This window comes from Actinomadura sp. NPDC000600, from assembly GCF_040492135.1.
Classification (GTDB): domain Bacteria; phylum Actinomycetota; class Actinomycetes; order Streptosporangiales; family Streptosporangiaceae; genus Spirillospora.
In genome coordinates, this window is sequence record NZ_JBEUPD010000041.1 from 45,579 (window position 1) to 69,426 (window position 23,848).

Consider the following 23,848-nt stretch of genomic DNA (forward strand, 5'->3'; position numbering starts at 1 on the left):
CGACTGCAAGGGAGATGTGACGCTGCCATGACGATGAAGCTGGACTCCTGGCTCCTGGAGATCCTCGCCTGCCCGAACTGCGGCGGCGACCTGCGCGCCGACGAGGCGGCCGACGAGCTGGTGTGCACCGGCTCGTGCGGCTACGCCTACCCCGTGCGCGACGACATCCCCGTCCTCCTCGTCGACGAGGCCAGGACCCCCGCCTCGTGAGCGCCTCCCTCGACCCCTCCCGGCTGGAGGACGCGGAGGCGGCCGAGGCGGCGGATCCCGGCGGCGTGCTGCGGCAGGTCGCCGCGTCGGCGGCGCAGGTGCGTGAGGCGCAGCGCGCCGCGGCGGAGGCCGGCGTCGCCGGGCTGGCCGAGGACGGCCGCCCCCGCGCGATCGTGGTCGCCGGCACCGGCGCGTCCGCCGTCCCGGGCGACGTGCTCGCGGCCGTGTGCGGCACGGGCTGCGCCGTCCCGATCTCCACGGTGCGCGGCTACCGGCTGCCCGGCTGGGTGGGCGCGGCCGACATGGTCGTCGCGGTCTCCCCCTCCGGAGCCGCCGAAGAGACGCTGGAGGTCGCCGCGGAGGCCGCCCGCCGCGGCTCCCGGCTCCTGGTCGTCGGCGAGGCCGACTCGCCGCTCGCCGAGCTGGCCGGAAGGAGCCGCGGCGTCGTCGTCCCCGTCCGCTCCCAGGGGCCGGCGCGCTCGGCCCTGTGGAGCATGACGGTCCCCCTGCTCCTCGCCGCCCGGGCGCTCCGGCTGGCCGACGTCCCCGACACCGTGCTGGAGTCCACGGCCGCGCTGCTGGAGGACGTCGCGCACCGGTGCCGTCCGTCCAGCGAGCCGTTCGTCAACCCGGCCAAGCGCCTCGCCCTCGACCTGGCCGGCGACGTGCCGCTGGTGTGGGGCTCGTCGGCGCTCTCCTCCGCGGCGGCGTACCGGATGTGCTGCCAGCTCAACGAGAACGCCAAGTACCCGGCGGTGTTCGGCGAGGTCCCGGAGACCGGCCGCAACCAGGTGGCGGTGTTCGACGGCTTCTTCGCCCGCGGCGGCTCCCCGGCCGACCCCGACGACTTCTTCCGCGACCGGGTCGACGAACCCGAGCACGGCCTGCACCTCGTCGTCATGCGCGACCCGGAGGAGCACCCTCGGGTGCGCGCGCGGTGCGAGGCGTCCGCCGCGCTGGCCCGCGACCGGGGCGTGGCGGTCACCGAGATCCGGGCCGAGGGCGACCATCCCCTGGAGAGGATCGCGTCGCTGATCGCGCTGGCCGACTATGTCACGGTTTACTTGGCTATCGCGCTCGGCGTGGACCCCGCGTCCGAGCCTGCCGTACAAGAGCTCAGAGCGAGGATTGCGTAGATGAGTGCTGAGGGTGGAACGAAGGCCATCGTCGCCGCGCTGGCCGCCAACCTCGGGATCGCGGCGTCGAAGGCCGTCGCGTTCGCGTTCACCGGTTCGTCGTCGATGCTGGCCGAGTCGATCCACTCGGTGGCCGACTCCGGCAACCAGGGGCTGCTGCTCCTCGGCCGCAAGCGGTCCGAACGCGACCGGACCCCCCAGCACCCCTTCGGGTACGGGCGCGAACGCTACTTCTACGCGTTCGTGGTCGCGGTCGTCCTGTTCACCGTGGGCGCGGCGTTCTCGCTCTACGAGGGCTACCACAAGATCTCCCACCCGGAGGAGGTCAAGTCCCCGGTCTGGGCGTTCGCGGTGCTGATCGTCGCGATCGGCCTGGAGACGTTCTCGTTCCGCACGGCGATCAAGGAGTCGAACCAGGTCCGCGGCGAGCAGTCCTGGTGGTCGTTCATCCGCCGCGCCAAGGCCCCCGAGCTGCCGGTGGTGCTGCTGGAGGACCTCGCCGCCCTCGTCGGCCTGCTCCTCGCCCTGTTCGGCGTCTCCATGGCCGTGGCCACCGGCGACGGCGTCTGGGACGGCGTCGGCACCGTGGCGATCGGGCTGCTGCTCGGCGCGGTCGCGACGATCCTGGCGATCGAGACCAAGAGCCTGCTGATCGGTGAGGGCGTCGACCCGCAGACCGAGCGGCGGATCATCGAGGCGCTGGAGTCGGTGGACGAGGTCGACCACCTCATCCACATCAGGACCGAGTACATGGGGCCGGACGAGCTGCTCATCGCCGCGAAGATCGCCGTCAACCACGACGACACGGCCGCGGACGTGGCCCGCGGCATCGACGCGGCGGAGGCGAGGGTCCGGGCGCAGATCCCGGAGGCGAAGCTCATCTACCTGGAGCCGGCGCTGGACGAGGCGTCCCGCACGCGCGTCGAGGAGACGCGGAAGCCGGAGACGCCCGCGACGTCCTGACCCAGGACGACGCGCGAGGACGTTCCGCGCGGCCCGCTCGACGGGCCGCGCCGGGACATGGGACCCCTCACCGGGCGGCCGCCGCAGGCGCCGGCCGAACCCCAGCCCAGGCGAGACCGGCGAGTGCCTCCGAGGAGGCGAGCCGCGGCCGTCCGGCGAGGTGCTTTCCCATGCCTCCCCGCCCGGACCCCTGAAACCGGGCGGTTCTGGTGTGACCGCGGCGACCCCGCCGAACCCCCTACGTCGGCGACGGCCACCGTCGCGGTCACGGTTAAGACACTACGTTCGCGGCACTCCTCCGCACGTCCCCCTCAAGGAGGGAAAGCGGGTGGTACTCCAGACGGATCCCCGCGTCCCGCATACACCCGCGTGGTGAGGCCACCGCCCGCCTCAGCGGTCAGTATTGAGGGGTGACGACCGACGACAAGGCCCGGACCGGACCCGACCCCGCGGGGTTCGGCCCAGCCGTCGCGCACCACGCGTGGCGGCTGTCCGGCCGGATCGTAGCGGGGGTCGGGCAGCTGCTGCTGTGGATCCTCACGGGCATCGGCACGCTCCTGCGCCCGCTCGCGGTCAGGCTCGGCGCCCGGCTGAACGGCGGGGCGGGACGCGGTCCCGGCGCCCCGCCCGGGCAGACGGCGCCGCTGCCCCGCTGGATCAACACGTGGCGGGAGGTCGTCGGGTCCTGGTACTTCGCGCCGCTGACCGGGCTGGCCCTGACGATCGCGGCGCTGGCGGAGCTCGCGCCGCGCGCCGACTCCCCGCTCAGCCTGGCGGGCGGGTTCGCGGTCGCCGCGACGCTCCCGCTCGTGTGGCGCCGGGAGAACCTGCGCGCCGTCGCGGCCGTCGTGCTCAGCGCGGTCGCGGCGAGCCTGCTCACCGGGCAGGTCCTGCTGGTCACGACCAGCTTCGCGGCCCTCTACACGCTGTACGCGCTGGGACGGCGGCTGCCCCGCCAGTCCACCGGCGTCCTCGCGGTCGGCAGCGTCGCCGCCCTCGGGGTCGTCTACCTCGCGACCGGGACCCTCGACGACGTCCCGTGGCCCGCGGCGATCGTCGCGGTGCTCGCCGCCATCGGCCTCGGCGACGCGCGGCGCGTCGTGGAGTCCGCCGGCCGGACGGAGGCGGAGGCCGCCGAGCGCACCAACGAGACCCTCACCCGGCTCACCGCCGTCCAGCGGGAGCAGGCCGTCATGCGCGAGCGCGCCCGCATCGCCCGGGAGCTGCACGACGTCGTCGCGCACTCCGTCTCCATGATCGCGGTGCAGGCGGAGACCGCCCCGTACACGATGGAGAACCTGTCGCCCGAGGCCCGCGCCGGCTACACCGAGATCGCCAAGACGGCCCGGGAGGCGCTGGTGGAGATGCGGCGGCTGCTCAGCGTGCTGCGCGCCGACGCCGCGCCCGAGCCGGAGGCCGCGAACTCCCCGCAGCCGCGCCTGGACCGGCTGCCCGACCTGATCGAGCAGCACCGCGGCGCCGGCGGCCACGTCGACCTCGCCGTGCACGGCGACCCGCGCGCCCTGTCCACGACGGTGGAGCTGTCGGCGTACCGGATCGTCCAGGAGGCGCTGACCAACGCGCGGCGGCACGCGCCCGGCGCCGGCGTCCGCGTCGACCTGACGTTCCTGCCGGACCGGCTCGCGGTCCGCGTCCGGGACGACGGCGCCTCCGCGGCCACCCAGGTCCTGAACCGGCCGGATCCCGGCCCCCGTACAGCAGGAGCGGACCCCGCGGGCCCGACCGCCGCGGACGCCGGCCGCACCCGGCTGGAGGCGCCCGGATCAGCCGGCGGACATGGCCTCGTGGGGATGCGGGAACGTGCGACCATGCTGGGCGGGCGGTTCTCCGCCGGCCCGGCCACCCAGGGCGGGTTCCTGGTGGAGGCCGAGCTTCCGGTGACGAGTGAGGGGAATTCCATCCGTGGACACGGTTCGCAGGCGCCGCCCGGCCGCCCCTGACCCCGCCGTCCCCGCGCCTCCGGGGCGGCCGCTGTGATCAACGTGCTGATCGTCGACGACCAGACGATCGTGCGGGCCGGGTTCGCCGCCCTGCTCGCCGCCCAGGACGACATCACCGTGGTCGGCGAGGCCGGCGACGGGCGGGAGGCCGTGGCGATCGCCGAGCGCCGCCGTCCGGACGTCGTCGTGATGGACATCCGGATGCCCGGCATGGACGGCATCGAAGCCACCCGCCGCATCCTCGCGCTGCCCGGCGCGGAGAACGTCCGGGTGCTGGTCCTCACCACGTTCGACGTGGACGAGTACGTCTACGAGGCGCTCGCCGTCGGCGCGAGCGGCTTCCTGCTGAAGGACGCGACCGCCGACGAGCTGGTCTCGGCGGTCCGGGTGGTGGCGCGCGGCGACTCCCTGCTGGCCCCGCAGGTCACCGGACGCCTCATCCGCGAGTTCACCAAGCAGCGCCGCAGCCGCCCGCAGGCCCCGTCGGAGCTGTCGACGCTGACCGCCCGCGAGACCGAGGTCCTCGTCCTGATCGCGGGCGGCCTGTCCAACGGCGAGATCGCGCAGCGCCTGTTCGTGAGCGAGCACACCGTCAAGACGCACGTGGCGCGGGTCTTCACCAAACTGGGCCTCCGCGACCGCGCCCAAGCGGTCATGCTCGCCTACGAATCCGGCGTGGTCGTCCCCGGCGAGAACGCGGCGGGCTAACCCCGGTAAGGCGGGTACCCGCCGTGCGGCGGATACGGCTGCCCCGGCGGCGGATATGCACCCTGAGCAGGCGGATAAGAGGGCTGAGCAGGCGGATACGAGGGCTGCGCTCCGGGCGGGTACCCGCCCGGAGCGGCCGGCGGGTACCCGTGCGGAGCGGCCGGCGGATATCCCTGCGGGGCGGGATGGCCGGGCTGACCGCCGTAAGGCGCGGGCGGGTAACCGGGCTGTGCAGGCGGGACGACATGTTGGGCCTGCGGCGCGGGCGGGTGGGCGGCGTGGTGGACGCGGCGCCGCCGCCCGGACGTCCCGCCGACGAGGAACACGACACCGCCGATCGCCACGAGCGGCCCGACGACCATCATCAGGATGTTCTCGCGGCCGTTCTGCGACTTCTGCTCCTCATAGGAGCGCCTGGTCGCGTTGCCCTTGCGGATCGTCGTGCACGTGTCGCCGGGCGACATCGTCCGGCTCCCGCATTTCACCTCGTCGCCGCCTGACACGATGCCGCCCACAAAGAGGCCGACACCCATGACGATGCCGACCACCCCGTACAAGATGGAACGCACTACTGCCGCCTTTCGCCGCCTTCGCCGGGGGGACGGAGCGATGCTAGCCGTGTTCATGGCATAGCTCTGCGGTGTTCATGGCAGGGACTCACCTTCTCCCCATCCCAACGGCCTCAGCCACCACCGCAACCCCGCAACAACCTCAGGGGCTGCGATCGCGTCCGAAGGCAGGTTCGAGCCTGCGAGAACCTGATCGCGCAGCGAGCCGCAAGGCGAGCCGGAGCGATGCCAGCGATCGCCGCAGTGCCCGACGATGGAGGGCCGCCAAGGCCCGAAGGAGGAGGGCACTGCAATAGGCACAGAGAAATGCAATAAACACGCCCCTAGCGGCGGCGGAGTAGGCGCATGGCCTTTTCCTTTTCGAAGTCCAGGGCTCGGGTCGGTGGGGCGGAGAGGCGGCCGATGCGTTCGCCCAGTTCGCGCACGTGGGCCTGGACCTGGGGTTCCGCCAGGACTCTCAGGCCGAAGGCCAGTTCGGCGGGGCCTATGTCGTAGCGCTTCTCCAGGGCCAGGGCCAGGGCCAGCGCCACCGCGCGCAGCTCGGCCTCGCCGAAGCGGCGGTGGCCGCCGCCGCGCCTGGCGAGGGCGGCCTCGCGGGTGACGGGCAGCAGGCCGAGGGCCTCCCGGTAGCGGAGCATCCGGGGCGAGGTGCCGAGCCGCCGGGCGGCCTCCGTGATACGCATGGGGTGATTCTGACAAATTCGTGTCAGGAAGTCCTCCCCGGCCGTGCCTTGGCGCGCCGGGCGGCCGTAGACTCGCCACCGTTGACGCGGCCGTGCACTCGCCCGTCAAGACCCCGCGTACCCGACGGCGCGCACATGACCAAGGGAGCAACGAAAGCATGGACTACAAGGTCGCCGACCTGTCGCTGGCCGACTTCGGGCGCCGGGAGATCCGGCTCGCCGAGCACGAGATGCCGGGCCTGATGGCGGTGCGCGAGGAGTACGCCGCCGCCCAGCCGCTGCGCGGCGCCAAGATCATGGGCTCGCTGCACATGACGATCCAGACGGCCGTGCTGATCGAGACGCTGGTCGAGCTCGGCGCCGACGTCCGCTGGGTCTCGTGCAACATCTTCTCCACCCAGGACCACGCGGCCGCCGCGGTCGTCGTCGGCAAGGAGGGCACCGTCGACGACCCGAAGGGCGTCCCGGTGTTCGCGTGGAAGGGCGAGACGCTCGAAGAGTACTGGTGGTGCACCGACCAGGCCCTGCAGTGGCCCGACGGCACCGGCCCCAACATGATCCTGGACGACGGCGGCGACGCGACCCTCCTCGTCCACAAGGGCGCCGAGTACGAGAAGGCGGGCGCCGTGCCGACCGCCACCGAGGACGACCCCGAGGAGTGGGGCATCATCCTCGACACCCTCCGCCGCACCATCGCCGACAAGCCCGGCCGCTGGACCGAGGCCGCCGCCGGCATCAAGGGCGTCACCGAGGAGACCACGACCGGCGTCCACCGCCTCTACGAGATGGCGAAGGCCGGCACCCTCGCGTTCCCGGCGATCAACGTCAACGACTCGGTCACCAAGTCGAAGTTCGACAACAAGTACGGCTGCCGCCACTCCGTCATCGACGGCCTCAACCGCGCCACCGACGTGCTGATCGGCGGCAAGGTCGCCGTCGTCTGCGGCTACGGCGACGTGGGCAAGGGCTGCGCCGACGCGCTGCGCGGCCAGGGCGCCCGGGTCATCGTCACCGAGATCGACCCGATCTGCGCGCTGCAGGCCGCGATGGACGGCTTCCAGGTCACCACCCTGGAGGACGTCGTCGACCGCGCCGACATCTTCGTCACCACCACCGGCAACTTCAACATCATCACGGCCGAGCACATGGGCCGGATGAAGCACCAGGCGATCGTGTCCAACATCGGGCACTTCGACAACGAGATCGACATGGCCGGGCTCGCCAAGGTCCCGGGCATCGAGAAGATCGAGATCAAGCCGCAGGTGCACGAGTGGCGCTTCCCCGACGGCCACTCCATCCTCGTCCTCGCCGAGGGCCGCCTGATGAACCTCGGCTGCGCCACCGGCCACCCGTCCTTCGTGATGTCCAACTCCTTCACGAACCAGGTCATCGCGCAGATCGAGCTGTTCACCAAGACCGACGAGTACCCGGTCGGCGTGTACGTCCTGCCCAAGCACCTGGACGAGAAGGTCGCCCGCCTCCACCTCGACGCCCTCGGCGTCAAGCTCACCGAGCTCACCAAGGAGCAGGCCGCCTACATCGGCGTCCACGTCGAAGGCCCCTACAAGCCCGACCACTACAGGTACTAATTGCATTTCTCTCCTCCTTCGGGCCTAGCGGCCCTCCATCGTCGAGAAACGCGGGGCGATCGCTGGCATCGCTCCGACTCGCCTAGCGGCTCGCTGCGCGATCAGATTCTTGCTTCGCTCGAATCTGCCTTCGGACGCGATCGCGGATGTCGGGGTCGTCGCGGGGTTGCTGTGGTGGCTGAGGTCGTCGCGATACGGCGATCGCTGGCCTCGGCCGGGGGAGAGTGCGCGTATTGGGACTGCCGGACGGGGGTCACCCCGTCCGGCAGCCGCTTCGTAAGGGTGTGTTGATGAGCGATATCGCGGATCGGTCGTTGGCGTATGAAGGCGTCAAGCGGATCGAGTGGGCGGATCGGAGCATGCCGGTGCTGCGGCAGATCCGGGAGCGGTTCGCCGCCGAGCGGCCGCTGGAGGGGTTCAAGGTCGCGGCGTGCATGCACATCACGACCGAGACGGCCGGGCTCATCCGCACCCTTCAGGCGGGCGGCGCGAGTGTGGCGTTGGCGTCGTCCAACCCGCTTTCCACGCAGGACGACACCGCCGCGGCGCTCGTGGAGGAGTACGGGGCCGAGGTGTTCGCTCGCGCGGGCATCGACCGCGAGGGGTACTACGCGCACATCCACCAGGCGCTGGAGACCGGGCCCGACTTCGTCCTGGACGACGGCTGCGACCTGGTCAACACCCTGCACACCGACCGGACGGATCTGCTCGGCACGGTGAAGGCGGGGTGCGAGCAGACGACGACGGGCGTCATCCGGCTGCACCAGATGGCCCGCGAGGGCGCGCTGAAGTTCCCCGTGGTCGCGGTGAACGACACCGACACCAAGCACATGTTCGACAACCGGTACGGGACGGGCCAGTCGACGCTCGACGGGATCGTGCGCGCGACCAACACGCTGCTGGCCGGCAAGACCGTGGTCATCGCGGGCTTCGGCTACTGCGGGCGCGGGCTGGCCGAGCGGGCGCGCGGCCTCGGGGCGCGGGTCGTCGTCACCGAGATCGACCCGGTGAAGGCGCTGGACGCGACACTTCAGGGATTCGCCGTCCTGCCCATGGCCGAGGCCGCCGAGGAGGGCGACGTCTTCATCACCGTCACGGGGAACCGCGACGTCGTGAACGCCGACCACCTCGCCGTGATGAAGGACGGGGCCATCCTCGCGAACTCCGGGCACTTCGACGTCGAGATCGACGTGCGTGCCCTGAGCGACATGGCCGTGGAGGTGCACCACGGGATCCGGCCGCAGACGGACGAGTACGTGCTCGCCGACGGGCGGCGCCTGGTGCTGCTCGCGGAGGGCCGTCTCGTCAATCTGGCCGCCGCGGAGGGGCATCCGGCGGCCGTGATGGACATGTCGTTCGCCGACCAGGCCCTCACGTGCGCGTGGCTGGCCACGGCCTGCGAATCGCTGCCCGCGGCCGTCCACGACGTGCCGAAGGAGATCGACACGGAGGTCGCGCGGCTCAAGCTGGCGTCGATGTCGGTCTCCATCGACCTGCTGACCCCGGACCAGGAGGAGTACCTCCGGTCCTGGCGCATCGGGTCCTGACCCGTGCCCGCCGGGACGTACCTGCACCTCGACGAGGGGGTCGAGGAGCGTTTCCAGTGCGCGCCCGGGCCCGGCGGGTGGCGGTACACCTCCACGCGCTCCGACGGCGTCCGCGTGGACCTGGTCGTCGACGCGCGCTGGCGGCAGATCCGCGTCGAGGTCGTCACGCCCGGCTGGTGGGTGCGCGGCGGCGTGACCGGGCGCGAACTGGCCTGGGTGCGCGCCGCCGGTGAGACGGGCACCGAGCACGCCGAGCAGGCGTCGGGCTTCCTCGCCGACTCGCCGGGCTTCCTCGTGGCCGTCGCCCGGTCCATGGGGCTGGACGAGGGCGCGCAGACCGATGTCCGCCTCGTCCGGTTGAGCGGGACGTCGCTGTCGGCCCTGACGACCCTGTGGCGCTGGCGGCTGGCCGGGACGTCCGTCTACGAGACGGAGACCGAGCCGTTGCCCGTCGCGGAGTACGAGGTCACCGACCTCTCCACGGGCGAGGTCGAGACGGTGCACCTGGCCGGGGACGTCGTGCTGGCCGCGCCCGGGATCGAGCTCACCGCCCTGGAGTCGCCGCCGAACACGGCGAACCTGCCCTGACCTGCCTGCGGTATCTTCTCCTACCTCTTCCAACAAGATCAGGTATGGGGGTCGTGCCGTGTACGGGCAGGTTCCGGAGGGGCCAGGTCAGGGGCAAGGGCCAGGCCAGGGCCAGGGGCAGGGCTGGGGGCAGCCGCCGGCGGGCGGCCCGCCGATGCCCGGCCCGTTCCCGCCCGCCGGTCCGCCGGGGCCGCCGCCGGCGAAGCGGCCCTCGCCGATCGTGTGGGCGGCCGTGGCGGCCGCGGGCGCGGTCGTGCTGGCCGGCGTCGCGTTCCTGGCGCTCAACGGGACGGGCGCGCCGACCGGCCCGGTGAAGGCCGAGCAGTGCGTCGACACCGCCTTCGCGATGGACGACGGCGACCGGATCCCGCCGAGCCTCCGGGTGAGCTGCGACGACGCCAAGGCGAAGGCCAAGGTGCTGAAGGTCGTCGGCAAGCGCGAGGCGTCCGCCTTCCAGTTCGGCGCGCGTGCCGAGCCCGACTGCCCCGCCGGGACGGACGGCTTCACGAACGTCCGCGGCAAGAAGGACGACAAGACCTACTACGAGGCGTGCGTGCGCAACGTCAAGGGCTCCCACCCGGGCGACCCGGGCGCGGGCGGAGGCTTCCTCGCGGCGGGCGACTGCGTGAGCAGCGGCTCCGTCGGCTTCGGCAAGGAGCAGCCGTGCTCCAAGCCGGACTGGTACGGCAAGGTGGTCGCACGCGTCGCCACGGAGAAGTCGTGCCCGTCCAAGACGCTGGAGACCATGAAGATGCGGTCCTTCGGCGGGGGCGGCGATGTGGCGAACCCGGTGCTGTGCCTGGGTGCGGGCGGCGGCGTGCTGTCCCCTGGCGACTGCATCGAGGACCCCTCGTTCAACGTCGGCGACCTGGGCAAGGCCCAGTGCGGGTCCAGCGACGCCGTCGCGAAGGTCGTCGGCAGGGTGGCCACGGCGAAGGAGTGCCCGGCCGAGGCCACGAACTACATGACGAGCGAAGGCGCGTTCCGGCCGGTGCTGTGCCTGAAGAAACTGCGGCCGACCCTGAGCGAGCGGCTGCGCTCGCTTCCCGGGTAGGGCGCCGCCCTCGATCTCCGGTGCGCCCGCCCCGCCCGTCAGTAGCCCGGATAGGGGCCCTGCGGCTGCGGAGGGCCGACTGGGCCCGCCGGGTACGGCGCGGGCGGCCGGGGAGCGTTCAGGACGTCCTGGTACGGCCCCGCGCCGTACTGGGGCGGCGGAAGGAACCGCGGCTGCCCGGGCCCGGGGCCGCTGAACGGCGGGGGAGCGGGAGGACCCTGCCGCGGCGGGCCGGAGGGCGGGGGCCCCGCCATCGCCATCGCCGGGACGGGAACGGGCGCGGCGCCCCACGCGGGGAGGCCGAGGCGGCGCATCCGGCGGGCGCGGCGCTCGGCGAGCCGCCGCTCCTCGCGGTGCCGGCGCTCGGCGAGGACGGCCGACAGCAGGATCTCGGGCCGCACGCCCGGCGGCGGTGGCGGGCTCACCACCGCGACGACCTGCGAGGCGATCCGCTGCCCCAAAGAGTCGCGGACCTCCGGCAGCAGCTCCCAGAACCGCGACAGGTACTGCCGGGCCGTCATCGCCAGCTCGTCCGACAGCATCGACAGCTCCAGCGTCCGCGCCCACCAGGCGAGCTGCGGCGGCATCACGGCGACCGGACCGAACAGCGCCGACGCGGGCACCCGCTCCTGGATGACGATCGTCCCGGCGAAGAGGTCGCCGAGCCGCTTGCCGCGCCGGTTGCAGAACGAGGTGATCAGCGCGGGCGAGCCGTAGAACATCCAGAACTCGACGAACCCGGCGAGCGCCCGCACCAGCGCCTGCCGGAACCGGACCGGCCCGCCGTCGTCGCCGACGACGCGCAGCCCGAGGGCCATCTTGCCCGGCGTCCGCCCCCGCGTGAGCGTCTCGAACAGGCACGGGTAGCCGACGAGGACGGCGACGACGCCGAGCAGCGACAGCCCGACCGTCCACGCCTCGTCGGCCACCAGCGAGGTCATCGACGTGACGTAGACGACGCTGTTCAGCAGCACGCCCTGGATCATCAGGTCGAGGAGGAGGGCGCAGCCGCGGCTGGCCAGCCGCGCGACCCGGAGGTCGAGCGCGACGGCCTCGCCGGTGACGAGATCGGCCATATCCTCTTCCTCCAATTACGGCGGATGGCCCATTGTGCCGGTTTCGCGGGTCGAGGCGTTAGTCTCGCCGGGTGGACGTCGACGCCTACGTGGCCGAGCACAACGCCGAATGGGTGCGCCTCGAACGGCTCATCAACCGCGGCCGCAGGCTGACCGGCGCGGAAGCAGACGAACTGGTCGAGCTCTACCAGCGCACGGCGACCCACCTGTCGGTCGTGCGGTCCAGTTCGCCGGACCCGCAGCTCGTGGGACGGCTGTCGTCGCTCGTGGCGCGCGGCAGGGCCGCGGTGGCGGGCGCGCAGGCGCCGCTCTGGCGCGACGTCACCCGCTTCGCGACCGTGTCGTTCCCGGCCGCCGCGTACCGGATGCGGTGGTGGTGGATCGGCAACGCCGTCCTCGGCAACCTGCTGGCGCTCGCCCTGGCGATCTGGGTCGTGCACAGCCCCGAGGTGCAGGCCACCATCGGGACGCCGGACGAGATCCGCGAACTCGTCGAGCACGACTTCGCGAACTACTACACCGAGCACTCGGCCTCGTCGTTCGCGTTCCAGGTGTGGGTCAACAACGCCTGGGTGTCGGCGACCGCGCTGATCTTCGGGATCCTGCTCGGCATCCCGACCGTGTTCGTCCTGCTGCTGAACCAGGTCAACCTCGGGATCAGCGGCGGCCTGATGTTCGCCTACGGCAAGGGCGACGTGTTCTTCGGGCTGATCCTCCCGCACGGCCTGCTGGAGCTGACCGCCGTCTACCTCGCCTGCGCCGGCGGCCTCAAGCTCGGCTGGACGATCATCGACCCGGGCCCGCGCCGCCGCGGCCAGGCCCTCGCCGAGGAGGGCCGCGCGGCCGTCAGCATCGCCATCGGCCTCGTCGGGGTGCTGTTCGTGTCCGGCCTCATCGAGGGCTTCGTGACCGGCTGGGTCCACATCACGTGGCTGCGCATCGCGATCGGCGTCGTCGCCGAGGTCGCGTTCCTCGGCTACGTGATCGTCCTAGGCCGCCGCGCCGTCCGCCAAGGCGAAACCGGCGACAGCGACCTCCACCCCGACCTAGCCCCGGTCTCTGCTTAGCGTTCCTCTCCTCCTTCGGGCCTTGAAGGCCCTCCATCGTCGAGAAACGCGGGCGATCGCTGGCATCGCTCCGTCTCGCCTTGCGGCTCGCTGCGCGATCAGATTCTTGCTTCGCTCGAATCTGCCTTCGGACGCGATCGCAACCATTGGGGTTGTTGCGTGGTTGCTGCTGGGGCTGGGGTCCCTACAAGCGCCCTGCGGCTTTCAGGGCCAGGTAGGCGTCGGCTAGGGCGGGGGCTATTTCTGAGGGTGGGGCGTCCACCACTTCTACGCCGTGGCCTCGTAGTTCGGCTGTGAGGCGGCGGCGTTCGGCTCTCGCGCGCTCGGCGGCGGCCGCGTCGTAGACGGACGCCAGGTCGCCGCGGGCCTCCGCCATCTCCGTGAGCCGCGGGTCCGAGACCGCGGCGATCATGACGAGGTGCCGGGCGGTGAGCTGCGGCAGCAGCGGCAGCAGCCCCTCCTCGATCGCGGCGGTGTTCAGCTCGGTGAGCAGCACGACGAGGCACCGCTGCCGGACGCGCGCCATCAGCGTCGACACCATCCCGGCGGCGTCGCATTCGAGCAGCTCCGGCTCCAGCGGCGCGAGGGCGTGCACCATCGCGGGCAGCAGGTCGGTCCGGGACGCGCCCTCGACGCGGGCGCGGACGCGGCGGTCGTAGGCGAGCAGGTCGACCCGGTCGCCGGCGCGGGACGCGAGCGCGCCGAGCAGCAGCGCCGCGTCCATCGAGCAGTCGAGCCGGGGGATGTCGCCGACGCGGCCCGCGGACGTGCGGCCGGTGTCGAGGACGAGGTAGATGCGCCGGTCGCGTTCGGGCCGCCAGGTCCGCACGACCACGTCGCCGCGCCGCGCCGTGGCGCGCCAGTCGATGGAGCGGACGTCGTCGCCGTCCACGTACTCGCGCAGGGAGTCGAACTCGGTGCCCTGCCCGCGGATCAGCGCGACGTGCGCGCCCGTCAGTTCCCGCAGCCGGGCGAGCTTGGCCGGCAGGTGGCGGCGGGACGGGAACGCGGGCAGCGCCCGGACGGTCCAGGGCGCGGAGCGGGAGAGCTGCCGCGCGGCCAGCCCGAGCGGCCCCACGGAGCGGACGACGACGGTGACGGCCTTCCGGTCGCCGCGGCGCGTGGGCGTCAGCGCCATCTCGACGCGGCGCCGCTCGCCGGCGGGCACGTCCACCTTCACCACGCGGGGCGCGGCGCCCGCGCTGGGCGGCCACACGTCCCGCAGCCGGGCCTTGAGGCGCCGCCGGCCGAGGTTCTCCACGACCAGCGCCACCTGGGCCGTCCCGCCGAGGCGCACGCTGGTGTCGCCGGCGCGGTGAAAGCGCAGGGCACGCACGTTCCCGGCCAGGGCGAGGTCGGCGAGGACGCCGAGCAGCAGGGCGCCCCACACCGCGAACAGCGTCCACCAGCTCGGCGCGAACAGCGGGACGATCGCGCCGAGGAGGGCCAGCAGGCCGAGGCGGCCGGTCAGCGCCATCAGCGCGGGGCGGGGACGTGGGCGAGGATGCCCTCCAGCACGCCGTCGGCGGTCGCGCCCTCCAGCTCCGCCTCGGGGCGCAGCTGGACGCGGTGCCGCAGCGTGGGCCTGGCCAGCGCCTTCACGTCGTCCGGGGTGACGTAGTCGCGGCCCGACAGCCACGCCCACGCGCGGGAGGTCGCCAGCAGCGCCGTCGCACCGCGCGGCGACACGCCGAGCTGGAGCGACGGGGACTGCCGGGTGGCCCTGCACAGGTCCACGACGTAGGCGGCGACCTTGGGGTCGAGGTGGACGGTCCGGACGGCGGCCTGCCCGGCGGCCAGCTCGGCCGCTCCGGCGACCGCCTTCACCTCGGACAGGTCGCGCGGGTCGAACCCGGCCGCGTGCCGCTGGAGCATGGAGATCTCCTCGTCCCGGGTGGGGACGGGCACCGTCAGCTTGACCAGGAACCGGTCGAGCTGGGCCTCGGGCAGGGGATAGGTCCCCTCGTACTCGATCGGGTTCTGCGTCGCGCACACCACGAACGGGTCGGGCAGAGCGCGCGCGGCGCCCTCCACCGAGACCTGGCGCTCCTCCATGGCCTCCAGGAGGGACGCCTGCGTCTTCGGCGGCGTCCGGTTGATCTCGTCGGCGAGGAGGAGGTTGGTGAAGACCGGCCCCTCGCGGAACTCGAACTCCGCCGTCCGGTTGTCGTACACCAGCGAGCCGGTCACGTCGCCCGGCATCAGGTCGGGGGTGAACTGGACGCGCTTGAAGCCGAGGTCGAGGGCCCGCGACAGCGTCTTGATGAGCAGCGTCTTGGCCGTGCCGGGGACGCCCTCCAGCAGGACGTGGCCGCGGCAGAGCAGCGCGATCACCAGCCCGGTCACCACGGAGTCCTGACCGACGACCGTCTTGGCGACCTCGGCGCGCAGGGCCGCGAGCGCCGCGCGGGCCGTCTCGGCCTGGCGCCGGGCGTCCTCGGAGATCGTGCCCGGCCCCGCGCCGCCGGGCACGTCGTCCTTCCCGAGCTCTACAGGGGGGTTCAAGACTCGCGTACCTGCCTTTCCAGGTCGTCGAGGACGTCCGTGAGGGCGATCAGCCCGGCGTCGTCCAAGGGTTCAGGACCGTACAGGGCCGCTCCGACGTACGTCTCTTCGTACGCCGTGCGGCGGGCGACCGCCGTGACGATCTCCTGTGCGGCGGAGGGGTCCTGCGCGCTGCTGCGGGGCAGCCCGAGGAGCGGCACGAGCCGTTCGCGCGCGCCGGAGCGCAGGGCGTCCGAGGCCCGGTCGCGGGCGCGCCCGGCGCGGTACAGGCGGGAGAGGCCCTCGACCGTCTCGGCGGACCGGACGACGACGGGCAGCGCCTCCGCCACGACCGGGCCGAGGCGGCGGGCCCGCCACAGGGCCACCAGCAGCACCGCGACGAGCAGTTCGAGGATGAGCAGCTTCACCCCGAACGGCAGCAGGTCGCCGAGCGACGGCTGCCCCGCGCCGGCCCCCGCCTCGGGCAGGCCGGGAGCGAGCCAGACCGCCGAGGAGCCCGCGCCGACCAGGTTCATGGCCAGCGCGGCGTCGCCCTCTTCGGTGAGCCTCCGGTTCGTCAGCGGGGCCGTCGCGCCGAGCACCGTGACGGTGTGCACGCCGTCGCGGATCTGGACGAGCCTCGCGCCGCCGTAGTCGGTCCCGTAGCAGGCCGTGGAACCCGAGGCCTCGTAGGTGTCCGACTCGTGGAAGGCCACCTTGCCCGCGAGCGTCGCCGCGGGCAGGTCGCAGCCCGGCTCGGCGCTCCCGTCGAACGACGGGCCCTTCCTGCGCACCTGCGGGGCGAGCGCGTCCAGCGCGAACGACGTCGGCCGGACGAGCAGGACGTCGGCCGGTGTCGAGCTCAGCCGGGCCAGGTCGTCCTCGGTGAGCCGCTCGGTGCGCGTCACCACCAGGACCGTGCCCGGCGCGGCCGCCCCGAGGGCGTCGCCGGTGCTCCGGGCCACCGTCACCGGCGTGCCGTGCCGCCTGAGGATCTCGGCGAGCGCCCGGCTGCCGTCCCGCTTCGGCGACTCCGGGTCGAGCTCCTCCGCCGACGCGGCGGGGCGCAGCGCGGCCAGCGCCACAGCGACCGCGACCAGCGCGAGGACCGCCGCGACGATGCCCCGCGCCGACCGCCAGCGCCGCCCCGCGACCTGCCGGGCGGACGGCTCGGCCGCCGGCGCCCCGCCGCGCGGCGGGGAGGCCGTCACCATCGCGGCCCCCCTTCGTCGCCGGATCCGGCCAGGGTGAGGTCGTCGGACTCCAGCGGCTTCGGCCGCGCGGCCCGCAGCCGCTCGTCCAGCTCCTTCATCCGCGCGTATCCCTCCGGGGTGCCGGGACGGTCCCCGTACCAGACGTCGTCGAAGATCCGCACGCCCGCGGCCAGCTCGCCCGCCAGCTCCGGCACCGCCTCGCCCGCCTCGGCGGCCAGCTCGTCCGCGGTCCGCCCCGGGCGCGCCGCCAGCACCGCCCGCTCCTCGAGGTCGCGGGCGATGGCGCGCAGCCGCTCGCGGATCGCCTCGGCCCACCGCCCTTCCGCCGCGTGCCGCTCCGCCGCCTCGCGGTGGTCGAGCGCGGTGGACGGCGCGTCCTCCAGCAGCGGGCCCTTGCGGGAGCGCGGGTTCCGGCGCCCCCACATCAGCCACACCACCAGCGCCACCGCGACCAGCACGATCACGATGATGACGACGATGGACAGCCATCCGCCGCCGCTGCCCTGCGACTCCGGCGCGGGCGCCTTCTGGAAGAGGTGGCGCAGCCACTCGGAGAAGTCGTCCCAGAGGCGCTCCAGCCCGGACGGCTTGTCGCGCTGGTAGATCTGCTTTTCCAGCTCGCGGCGGGCCATCTCGCGGGCCTCGTCGCGGCCGATCGGATCGAGAATCACGTGCCCGCCCCCGTCCACGGACGCGCCTGCGGCGGACCCGTCCGCCACAGGCCGATGAACCCCTCGTCCTGCTCCCCGGCGCCGTCCTGCTCGCCGCCGCCTTCCTGCTCCCCGGCCTCGTGAGCCCCGCCGGTCCCTTGCGCGCCGGCGGGCGCTGGCGTCCCCGCGGCCTCCCGCTCGCCGGCGGCGACGGCCGCGGCCGAGCGGCCCCGGGTGCGCAGGTCGAGGTCGAAGCCCTCGCGGCGCATCCGCCGGTCCATGTAGAGCAGCGCGATCACACCCGCGTCGAACGGCATCACCACGGACCAGGCCACGATCCGGCCCGCGGTGTCCACCGCGAGCGCGCCCATCGTCGCCCCGCTGCCGGAGGCGTCGCCGAAGAAGATCAACTGTGCGAACAGGAACGGGATCCGCAACGCGAAGAAGCCCATGAACACGGTCACGAGCAGGGCGAGCACCAGCGTCCCGCACGTCCGGAACCACCGGCCCTTGGACAGCGTCCTCGCGCGGCGCAGCGCGCCGCCCACGGTCTGCCGCTCCAGGACGGCGGCGGGCACCGCCTGGACGAACAGGATGTACAGCCACACCATCAGCCCGATGCCGATGGGGAAACCGAAGACTCCCGCGAGCACGGTCAGCGCCGGATGCGCCCCCACCGCGATCAGCACGAAGAACGGGACGACCGGCAGGACCAGCGCGCCCAGGGAGATGCCCATGACGGCCGCCGTCGTGGCGATCAGCCGCCCGAGCCGGGGCCGGGCGTCCCGCCACGACTGCCTGGGCGCGATCGGCATGCCCAGGAGCTCGCGCCCCAGGATCGGCGCCATCAGCCCCGCAAGCAGCAGGATCCCGAACGCCGACAGCACCATCCCGAGCAGGGACAGCGTCAGCTGAGCGCCCAGCGACTCCATCAGCACGTCGGGGGTGACCTCGTCGCGGGCCTCCTCGCCGATGAAGAAGTAGGCCGCGACCGAGCTCGTCGCCTGGATCAGCGTGGCGGCCGCCGCCGAGAGGCCCAGCGTGGCGCGCGGCCTGCGGCGGATCCCGGCGATGGCGCCGTCCAGCATCTCCGAGATGGACATGGGACGGAACGGGACGCCCCGCGTCACGTCGGCGGCGTCGGCGGCGTCGTCCCAGCCGTCCGGTCCCGGCATCCCGTCTCCCTGCGATCTCCGGCGGGGGGTTGGCGGCGTGTCCGCCCGTGCCCGTTCTGGGCCCGTTCGCGACCGCCGGTCAGGTCATCCTGTCACGGGCGCGGCGTGAAACTTGCGATGGTTTCGGGAGTCGCCCCCGATCGCGAGTCGGCCGGACGGTTCGAGGGAGCGCCGTATGACGCAAACGCGGGTAACCTTGCACGCCGAGGCATATCTCTCCCTGGCGAGGTGGCGCCGGAGCATCGCGCCCCACTCCACCGAACCCCGACTTTGTGACGATGAGGGCCATGAGAGGACGTGTACTGGTCGTCGACGACGATCTCGCACTCGCCGAGATGCTCGGCATCGTGCTGAGAGGCGAGGGCTTCGAGCCCTCCTTCGTCCACGACGGCGACAAGGCGCTCGAGGCGTTCCGGGAGACCCGGCCCGACCTCGTGCTGCTCGACCTGATGCTGCCGGGGGCCGACGGCATCGACGTGTGCCGGCAGATCCGCGCCGAGTCCGGCGTGCCGATCGTCATGCTGACCGCCAAGAGCGACACCGTGGACGTCGTCCTCGGCCTGGAGTCGGGCGCCGACGACTACATCGTCAAGCCGTTCAAGCCCAAGGAGCTGGTGGCGCGCGTGCGCGCCCGCCTGCGCCGCACCGACGAGCCGGCGCCGGAGACCCTGCAGATCGGCGACATCACCATCGACGTTGCGGGCCACTCGGTCAAGCGCGGCGACCGGCACATCCCGCTCACGCCGCTGGAGTTCGACCTGCTCGTCGCCCTCGCCCGCAAGCCCCGCCAGGTGTTCACCCGCGAGGTGCTGCTGGAGCAGGTCTGGGGCTACCGGCACGCCGCCGACACCCGGTTGGTGAACGTGCATGTCCAGCGGCTCCGCGCCAAGATCGAAAAGGACCCGGAACGGCCCGAGATCGTCGTCACCGTGCGCGGTGTCGGCTACAAGGCCGGCCCGGCCTGAGGCCCCTCCCGCCGTGCCGCCGTCCCCGTGACACGCCGATGACCCACCAGCGCCCCTCCGCCCCGCCGCGCCGCCTCGCGGACCTCCCATGAACGTCGACATGCGGAGGGCGAAGCGGTTCGTCCGGCGCGGGCTGGGCGCCGTCCGCCGCGTCCTGCAGGGCGGAGCGAGCGCCGCCTACCTGCGCTGGCGGCGGTCGATCCAGGTCCGGGTCGTCACGTCCACCCTGTTCATCTCCGCGATCGTGGTGGCGATCCTGGGCGCGTTCCTCATGCAGCAGGTGTCGTCCGCGCTGATGGACGGCAAGGTCAAGGCCGCCCGCCTCCAGCTGGACGACGGCCTGGCGCAGGTCCAGCGCGACCTGGGGAACACCACCGGCGACGGCAGCAGGCTGAACTCGACGATCGACCGGCTGAAGGCGCGCAGCGGGCCGTCCGGGCTCTACGAGGTCTACATCCGCGACACGACCGAGCAGTACTTCGACGGGTACAGCACCAACGAGCTGCGCGAGGAGAGCGTCCCCAAGCGGCTCCGCGAGGAGCTGAGGAACGCGCCCGCCGGCTCCCGCGCCTACACCTACGGGAAACTGTCCTACTTCGGCCACCGTCCGGACGAGCGCGGCCTCATCGTCGGCGGCAGGACCGGCCAGTTCGAGCTGTACTACCTGTTCCCGCTGACGCAGGAGCAGCAGACCCTCACCAACGTCAGCCGCTCCCTCGCCGGCGTGGGCATCGTCCTGGTGCTGCTCCTGGCCGCGATCGCCTCCCTCGTCACGCGGCAGGTCGTCATCCCGGTGCGGCTCGCCGCCCAGGGCGCGCAGCGGCTCGCCGCCGGACGCCTCGAAGAGCGCATGCGGGTCCGCGGCGAGGACGACCTGGCAAGGCTCGCCCGCTCCTTCAACGACATGGCCGCCAACCTCCAGGAGAAGATCGGCGAGCTGGAGGACCTGTCCCAGGTGCAGCGCCAGTTCGTCTCGGACGTCTCCCACGAGCTGCGCACGCCCCTGACCACCATCAGGATCGCCGCGGACATGCTCTACGAGAGCCGCGACGGCTTCGCCGACCCGTCCGTCGGACGCTCCGCGGAGCTGCTGCAGAGCCAGCTGGAGCGGTTCGAGTCCCTCCTGGCCGACCTGCTGGAGATCAGCCGGCACGACGCGGGCGCCGCGACGCTCGACGCCGAGTCCCTCGACATGCGCGACCTCGTGCTGCGCGTCGTCGGCGACATTCAGGGCCTCGCCGAGCGCAAGGGCAGCAAGGTCATCCTGCAGCTGCCCGGCGAGCCCTGCATGGCCGAGGTCGACCGCCGCCGCGTCGAGCGCATCCTGCGCAACCTGCTCGTCAACGCCGTCGAGCACGGCGAGGGCGAGGACATCGTCGTCTCCGTCGGCGCCGACCGCGACGCCGTCGCCGTCGCCGTCCGCGACCACGGCGTCGGGCTGAAACCGGGGGAGGGGCAGATGGTCTTCGACCGCTTCTGGCGCGCCGACCCGGCCCGCGCCCGCACCACCGGCGGCACCGGCCTCGGCCTGTCGATCTCCCGGGAGGACGCGCAGCTGCACGGCGGCTGGCTCCAGGCGTGGGGAGAGCCCGGTGCGGGCTCCCAGTTCCGCCTCTCGCTGCCGCGCGTGGCCGGGGCCGAGCTCCGGGGCTCGCCGCTGCCGCTCGTCCCGCCCGGGGCCGGTGACGCCCGCCCGCTGTTCGCGGAACTGGAGGCGGGCGAATGAGCCCCTGCGCGGGAACCCGGCGGATCACGCGGCTGCTCGTCGTCGCCGTCCTGGTCCTCGGCGGCGCCGGCTGCGCGAACGTCCCGAGCGGCGGGCAGGTCGTCTCCGGCAGGCCGCCCGAGCGGGCCGAGCGCGTCGACGACCCGTACGTCCGGCTGATCCCGGTGAAGCCGCGCCCCGAGTGGGGGCCCGACCAGATCGTCTCGGGGTTCCTCGCCGCTTCCGCGAGCTTCGACGACGGCCACCGGGTCGCCAAGCAGTACCTGTCCGGCCAGACGTCCTGGAACCCCGGGCTGCGGCCCTTCGTGACCGTGCTGGCGAGCCGCATCACCGACCCGCACGTGATCAAGTCGTCCGGCGACCAGGCCACCGTCCGCGTCACCGGCGAGGAACTCGGCACGATCACCGCCGACGGCCAGTACACCGCCTCCCCGAAGGCGCTCGACGCCACGTTCCAGCTCGCCAAGACGCCGCAGGGCGTCTGGCGCATCACCGGCCTGCCCGGCGACGACAAGGCCGGTTTGCTGCTCACCAAGGACGACGTCGAGCGCGCCATGCGCACCGTCAACCTCTACTTCTTCGCGCCCGACCGGCGCACCCTCGTCCCGAACGGCGTCTTCCTGCCCGTCGTGAACCGGCAGACCCTGCCCACCCAGCTCGTCCAGGCCCTGCTGGCCGGCCCGACCTCCTGGCTGAACGGCGCGGTCGACACCGCCTTCCCGGAGGGCACCCGGCTCCGGCGCGGCGTGCAGATCGACAAGGACGTCGCGACCGTCGACCTCACCGGGCAGGCCCGCGGCGGCGACGTCGAGCGCATGTCGGCGCAGCTCGCGTGGACGATGCGGCAGCTCTCGGAGATCAAGTCGTGGCGGCTGTCGATCGAGGGGAAGACCGTCGCGCCCGACGACATGGACGCCACCCAGCCCGTGAACGCCTGGGAGGGCAACTCGCCCGACGGCCAGGTCCCGGGCGAGGGCGTGCGGCAGAACGCCTACGTCGTCGGCCCCTCCGGCTTCCTCGGGACGCTGGAGAGCGACCGCGCCCAGCCCGTCGTGACCGGCGCCGCGGGCCGCCTGTCCCGTCCCGCGGTGGCCCCCGACCACCAGGAGTTCGCCGGCCTGAGCGCCGACCAGAGCCAGGTCCTGGTCGCCGGCCCCGTCACCGGCCAGCCCGTGCCCCGGCTTCTGCTGACCGCGCGCCCCGGCGCCCACTTCACCCCGCCGACGTGGAGCCACGACGGCGCCCTGTGGATCGTGGAGACGAAGAAGAACGAGTCCTCGCTGTGGGTGCGCAGGCGCGGGCAGCCGCCCGTCCGGGCCGCCCACTGGGGCCTGGGCGGCCGCGAGGTCCTCGCCTTCCGCGTCGCCCGCGACGGCGTCCGCGCGGCCGTGATCGCCCGCATCGACGGCCGTCCGCAGGTCCAGTTGGGGCGCATCGTCCGGGCTCCCGACGGCGCCTTGGACGTCGGCTCGTTCCTGCCCGTCAGCTCCGAACTCCAGGACGCCGTCGACCTCGCCTGGCGCGACTACGGCACCCTCGCCGTCCTGGGCCGCGCCAAGCGCGACTCGCAGACGCTTCCGTTCCTGATGCCGATCAGCGGCAGCGCCATCACGTCGCTGGGCGTCGGCTCGCTCGGCGAGCCCCGCACGATCGCCGCCGCCCCCGGGGCCCCGATCCTCATCGGCACCCGCTCGTCCGGCAAGGACCAGGTCTGCCGCCAGCGCTCCCCGAGCAACTCCTACAGCGCCTGGATGTGCCCAACCCCCGCCAAGGACCCCTCCTACCCCGGCTGAGGGCACCTCCTGGCGGGCTGAGGGCTCTGGCAGGGAGGGGCGCGGCGGGCCGGAGGTGCGGTCGGCCGTCGCCGCCGATCTCTGTCACAGCGGGGTCGCCGAGAGTTATCCACAGTTTGTGAACGGCGGGGCGGTGGTCGGGCGGGCTCGGCATCGTCGGGGGCATGAGCGTTCTCGCCGATCTGATCGACCTGCTGCTTCCCCAGCACTGCGCAGGGTGCGGGCAGCATCCGGTGCTGCTCTGTGACGCCTGCGCACGGCCCCTGCGGGCGGCCGCACGGCCTGCCGGGCAAGCGCCCGCCGGCCTGCCCCCTCCGTGGACGGTGGCCGCCTACGAGGGGCCGCTCCGGACGATCCTGGCCGCCTACAAGGAGCGCGGACGTGCGGCGCTCGCCGTCCCCCTGGGGGAAGCCCTGGCGACCGCCGTCCATGCCGCCCTGCCTTCCGGGCCCGATCCGCCGCCGGTGGTGGTGTGGGTGCCGTCGGGGCGACGAGCCGTGCGGCGGCGCGGCCACGATCCGTTACGGGGTGCGGTCGACGTCGCGGTCCGGCGGCTTCGCGCGGACGGGGTCCCCGTGACCGCGCTGGACGCCCTGCGTCAGCGGGGGCGTGTCGCCGACCAGGCGGGGCTGTCCGCCAAGGAACGGGCCGCCAACCTCAAGGGAGCCGTCGAGGTGCGGGCCGATGTCG

General features: G+C 73.3%; 22 protein-coding genes. 14 read left to right on the forward strand and 8 right to left on the reverse strand.

Annotated elements, in window-relative coordinates:
* Positions 1-27 precede the first annotated feature (27 nt).
* From ABWI07_RS37500 to ABWI07_RS37520, 5 genes are all read left to right on the forward strand, one after another.
* Entirely contained in the window at positions 28-210 is a 183-nt protein-coding gene (locus ABWI07_RS37500) for a Trm112 family protein (RefSeq protein ID WP_149259156.1), read from the forward strand.
* Entirely contained in the window at positions 207-1,346 is a 1,140-nt protein-coding gene (locus ABWI07_RS37505; protein WP_149259157.1) for an SIS domain-containing protein, read from the forward strand. The genes ABWI07_RS37500 and ABWI07_RS37505 overlap by 4 nt, the downstream gene beginning before the upstream one ends.
* Positions 1,347-2,309, forward strand: a complete 963-nt coding sequence (locus ABWI07_RS37510; protein WP_353821447.1) for a cation diffusion facilitator family transporter — start codon at positions 1,347-1,349, stop codon at positions 2,307-2,309.
* A gap of 410 nt (positions 2,310-2,719) precedes the next feature.
* Complete coding sequence (locus ABWI07_RS37515; RefSeq protein WP_353821448.1) at positions 2,720-4,270, forward strand: sensor histidine kinase; 1,551 nt, start codon at positions 2,720-2,722, stop codon at positions 4,268-4,270.
* A 33-nt stretch (positions 4,271-4,303) separates the two neighbouring features.
* Entirely contained in the window at positions 4,304-4,978 is a 675-nt protein-coding gene (locus ABWI07_RS37520; RefSeq protein WP_353821449.1) for a response regulator transcription factor, read from the forward strand.
* On the opposite strand, the gene ABWI07_RS37525 is transcribed toward ABWI07_RS37520, so the two are convergent.
* Together ABWI07_RS37525 and ABWI07_RS37530 are read right to left on the reverse strand one after the other, a co-directional pair.
* On the reverse strand, positions 4,975-5,547 hold the full coding sequence (locus tag ABWI07_RS37525) for a hypothetical protein (protein WP_353821450.1): 573 nt from the start codon (positions 5,545-5,547) through the stop codon (positions 4,975-4,977). The genes ABWI07_RS37520 and ABWI07_RS37525 overlap by 4 nt on opposite strands.
* A 323-nt stretch (positions 5,548-5,870) precedes the next feature.
* Positions 5,871-6,230: a MerR family transcriptional regulator gene (locus tag ABWI07_RS37530; RefSeq protein WP_353821451.1), complete on the reverse strand. Its 360-nt coding sequence runs from the start codon at positions 6,228-6,230 to the stop codon at positions 5,871-5,873.
* 158 nt (positions 6,231-6,388) lie between these two features.
* On the opposite strand from ABWI07_RS37530, the gene ahcY (ABWI07_RS37535) reads away from it, so the two are divergent.
* The 4 genes from ahcY (ABWI07_RS37535) (at position 6,389) to ABWI07_RS37550 (ending at position 11,008) form a co-directional block, all read left to right on the forward strand.
* On the forward strand, positions 6,389-7,819 hold the full coding sequence (ahcY, locus tag ABWI07_RS37535) for an adenosylhomocysteinase (protein ID WP_149259163.1): 1,431 nt from the start codon (positions 6,389-6,391) through the stop codon (positions 7,817-7,819).
* Positions 7,820-8,109: 290 nt separating this feature from the next.
* On the forward strand, positions 8,110-9,366 hold the full coding sequence (gene ahcY, locus ABWI07_RS37540) for an adenosylhomocysteinase (RefSeq protein ID WP_149259164.1): 1,257 nt from the start codon (positions 8,110-8,112) through the stop codon (positions 9,364-9,366).
* A 3-nt stretch (positions 9,367-9,369) separates the two neighbouring features.
* A complete protein-coding gene (locus tag ABWI07_RS37545; protein WP_353821452.1) occupies positions 9,370-9,954 on the forward strand; it encodes a hypothetical protein in 585 nt (194 codons plus the stop codon).
* A gap of 58 nt (positions 9,955-10,012) precedes the next feature.
* A complete protein-coding gene (locus ABWI07_RS37550; RefSeq protein WP_353821453.1) occupies positions 10,013-11,008 on the forward strand; it encodes an LppU/SCO3897 family protein in 996 nt (331 codons plus the stop codon).
* Between the two features lie 38 nt (positions 11,009-11,046).
* On the opposite strand, the gene ABWI07_RS37555 is transcribed toward ABWI07_RS37550, so the two are convergent.
* Complete coding sequence (locus ABWI07_RS37555) at positions 11,047-12,084, reverse strand: RDD family protein (RefSeq protein WP_149259167.1); 1,038 nt, start codon at positions 12,082-12,084, stop codon at positions 11,047-11,049.
* A gap of 71 nt (positions 12,085-12,155) precedes the next feature.
* On the opposite strand from ABWI07_RS37555, the gene ABWI07_RS37560 reads away from it, so the two are divergent.
* The gene (locus ABWI07_RS37560) at positions 12,156-13,151 is read left to right on the forward strand and encodes a stage II sporulation protein M (RefSeq protein WP_353821454.1); all 996 of its coding nucleotides are present in this window, start codon (positions 12,156-12,158) and stop codon (positions 13,149-13,151) included.
* A gap of 184 nt (positions 13,152-13,335) precedes the next feature.
* Here ABWI07_RS37560 and ABWI07_RS37565 read toward each other — a convergent pair whose 3' ends face one another.
* Genes ABWI07_RS37565 through ABWI07_RS37585 form a run of 5 tightly spaced genes read right to left on the reverse strand, consistent with a single transcriptional unit; the run spans position 13,336 to position 18,674 of the window.
* Complete coding sequence (locus tag ABWI07_RS37565) at positions 13,336-14,628, reverse strand: DUF58 domain-containing protein (RefSeq protein ID WP_149259169.1); 1,293 nt, start codon at positions 14,626-14,628, stop codon at positions 13,336-13,338.
* Positions 14,628-15,596 (reverse strand): AAA family ATPase, encoded by a 969-nt coding sequence (locus ABWI07_RS37570; protein WP_235036811.1) that lies wholly within the window; start codon positions 15,594-15,596, stop codon positions 14,628-14,630. The genes ABWI07_RS37565 and ABWI07_RS37570 overlap by 1 nt, the downstream gene beginning before the upstream one ends.
* A 56-nt stretch (positions 15,597-15,652) precedes the next feature.
* The gene (locus tag ABWI07_RS37575; RefSeq protein WP_353821455.1) at positions 15,653-16,849 is read right to left on the reverse strand and encodes a DUF4350 domain-containing protein; all 1,197 of its coding nucleotides are present in this window, start codon (positions 16,847-16,849) and stop codon (positions 15,653-15,655) included.
* On the reverse strand, positions 16,843-17,520 hold the full coding sequence (locus ABWI07_RS37580; protein WP_149259172.1) for a DUF4129 domain-containing protein: 678 nt from the start codon (positions 17,518-17,520) through the stop codon (positions 16,843-16,845). Before ABWI07_RS37580 ends, ABWI07_RS37575 begins: the two co-directional genes overlap by 7 nt.
* On the reverse strand, positions 17,517-18,674 hold the full coding sequence (locus ABWI07_RS37585; RefSeq protein WP_353821456.1) for a hypothetical protein: 1,158 nt from the start codon (positions 18,672-18,674) through the stop codon (positions 17,517-17,519). Before ABWI07_RS37585 ends, ABWI07_RS37580 begins: the two co-directional genes overlap by 4 nt.
* A 287-nt stretch (positions 18,675-18,961) precedes the next feature.
* Here ABWI07_RS37585 and mtrA point away from each other — a divergent pair, with 287 nt between their 5' ends.
* The 4 genes from mtrA to ABWI07_RS37605 all read left to right on the forward strand — a co-directional run.
* Complete coding sequence (gene mtrA / locus ABWI07_RS37590) at positions 18,962-19,639, forward strand: MtrAB system response regulator MtrA (protein ID WP_021598338.1); 678 nt, start codon at positions 18,962-18,964, stop codon at positions 19,637-19,639.
* Positions 19,640-19,727: 88 nt separating this feature from the next.
* Positions 19,728-21,365, forward strand: coding sequence for an MtrAB system histidine kinase MtrB (gene mtrB / locus ABWI07_RS37595; protein ID WP_235036764.1), 1,638 nt, complete (start codon positions 19,728-19,730; stop codon positions 21,363-21,365).
* On the forward strand, positions 21,362-23,158 hold the full coding sequence (locus ABWI07_RS37600; protein ID WP_353821457.1) for an LpqB family beta-propeller domain-containing protein: 1,797 nt from the start codon (positions 21,362-21,364) through the stop codon (positions 23,156-23,158). The genes mtrB and ABWI07_RS37600 overlap by 4 nt, the downstream gene beginning before the upstream one ends.
* Positions 23,159-23,322: 164 nt before the next feature.
* Positions 23,323-23,848, forward strand: a 526-nt coding sequence (locus ABWI07_RS37605) for a ComF family protein (protein WP_353821458.1), incomplete at its 3' end; no start/stop codon positions are given.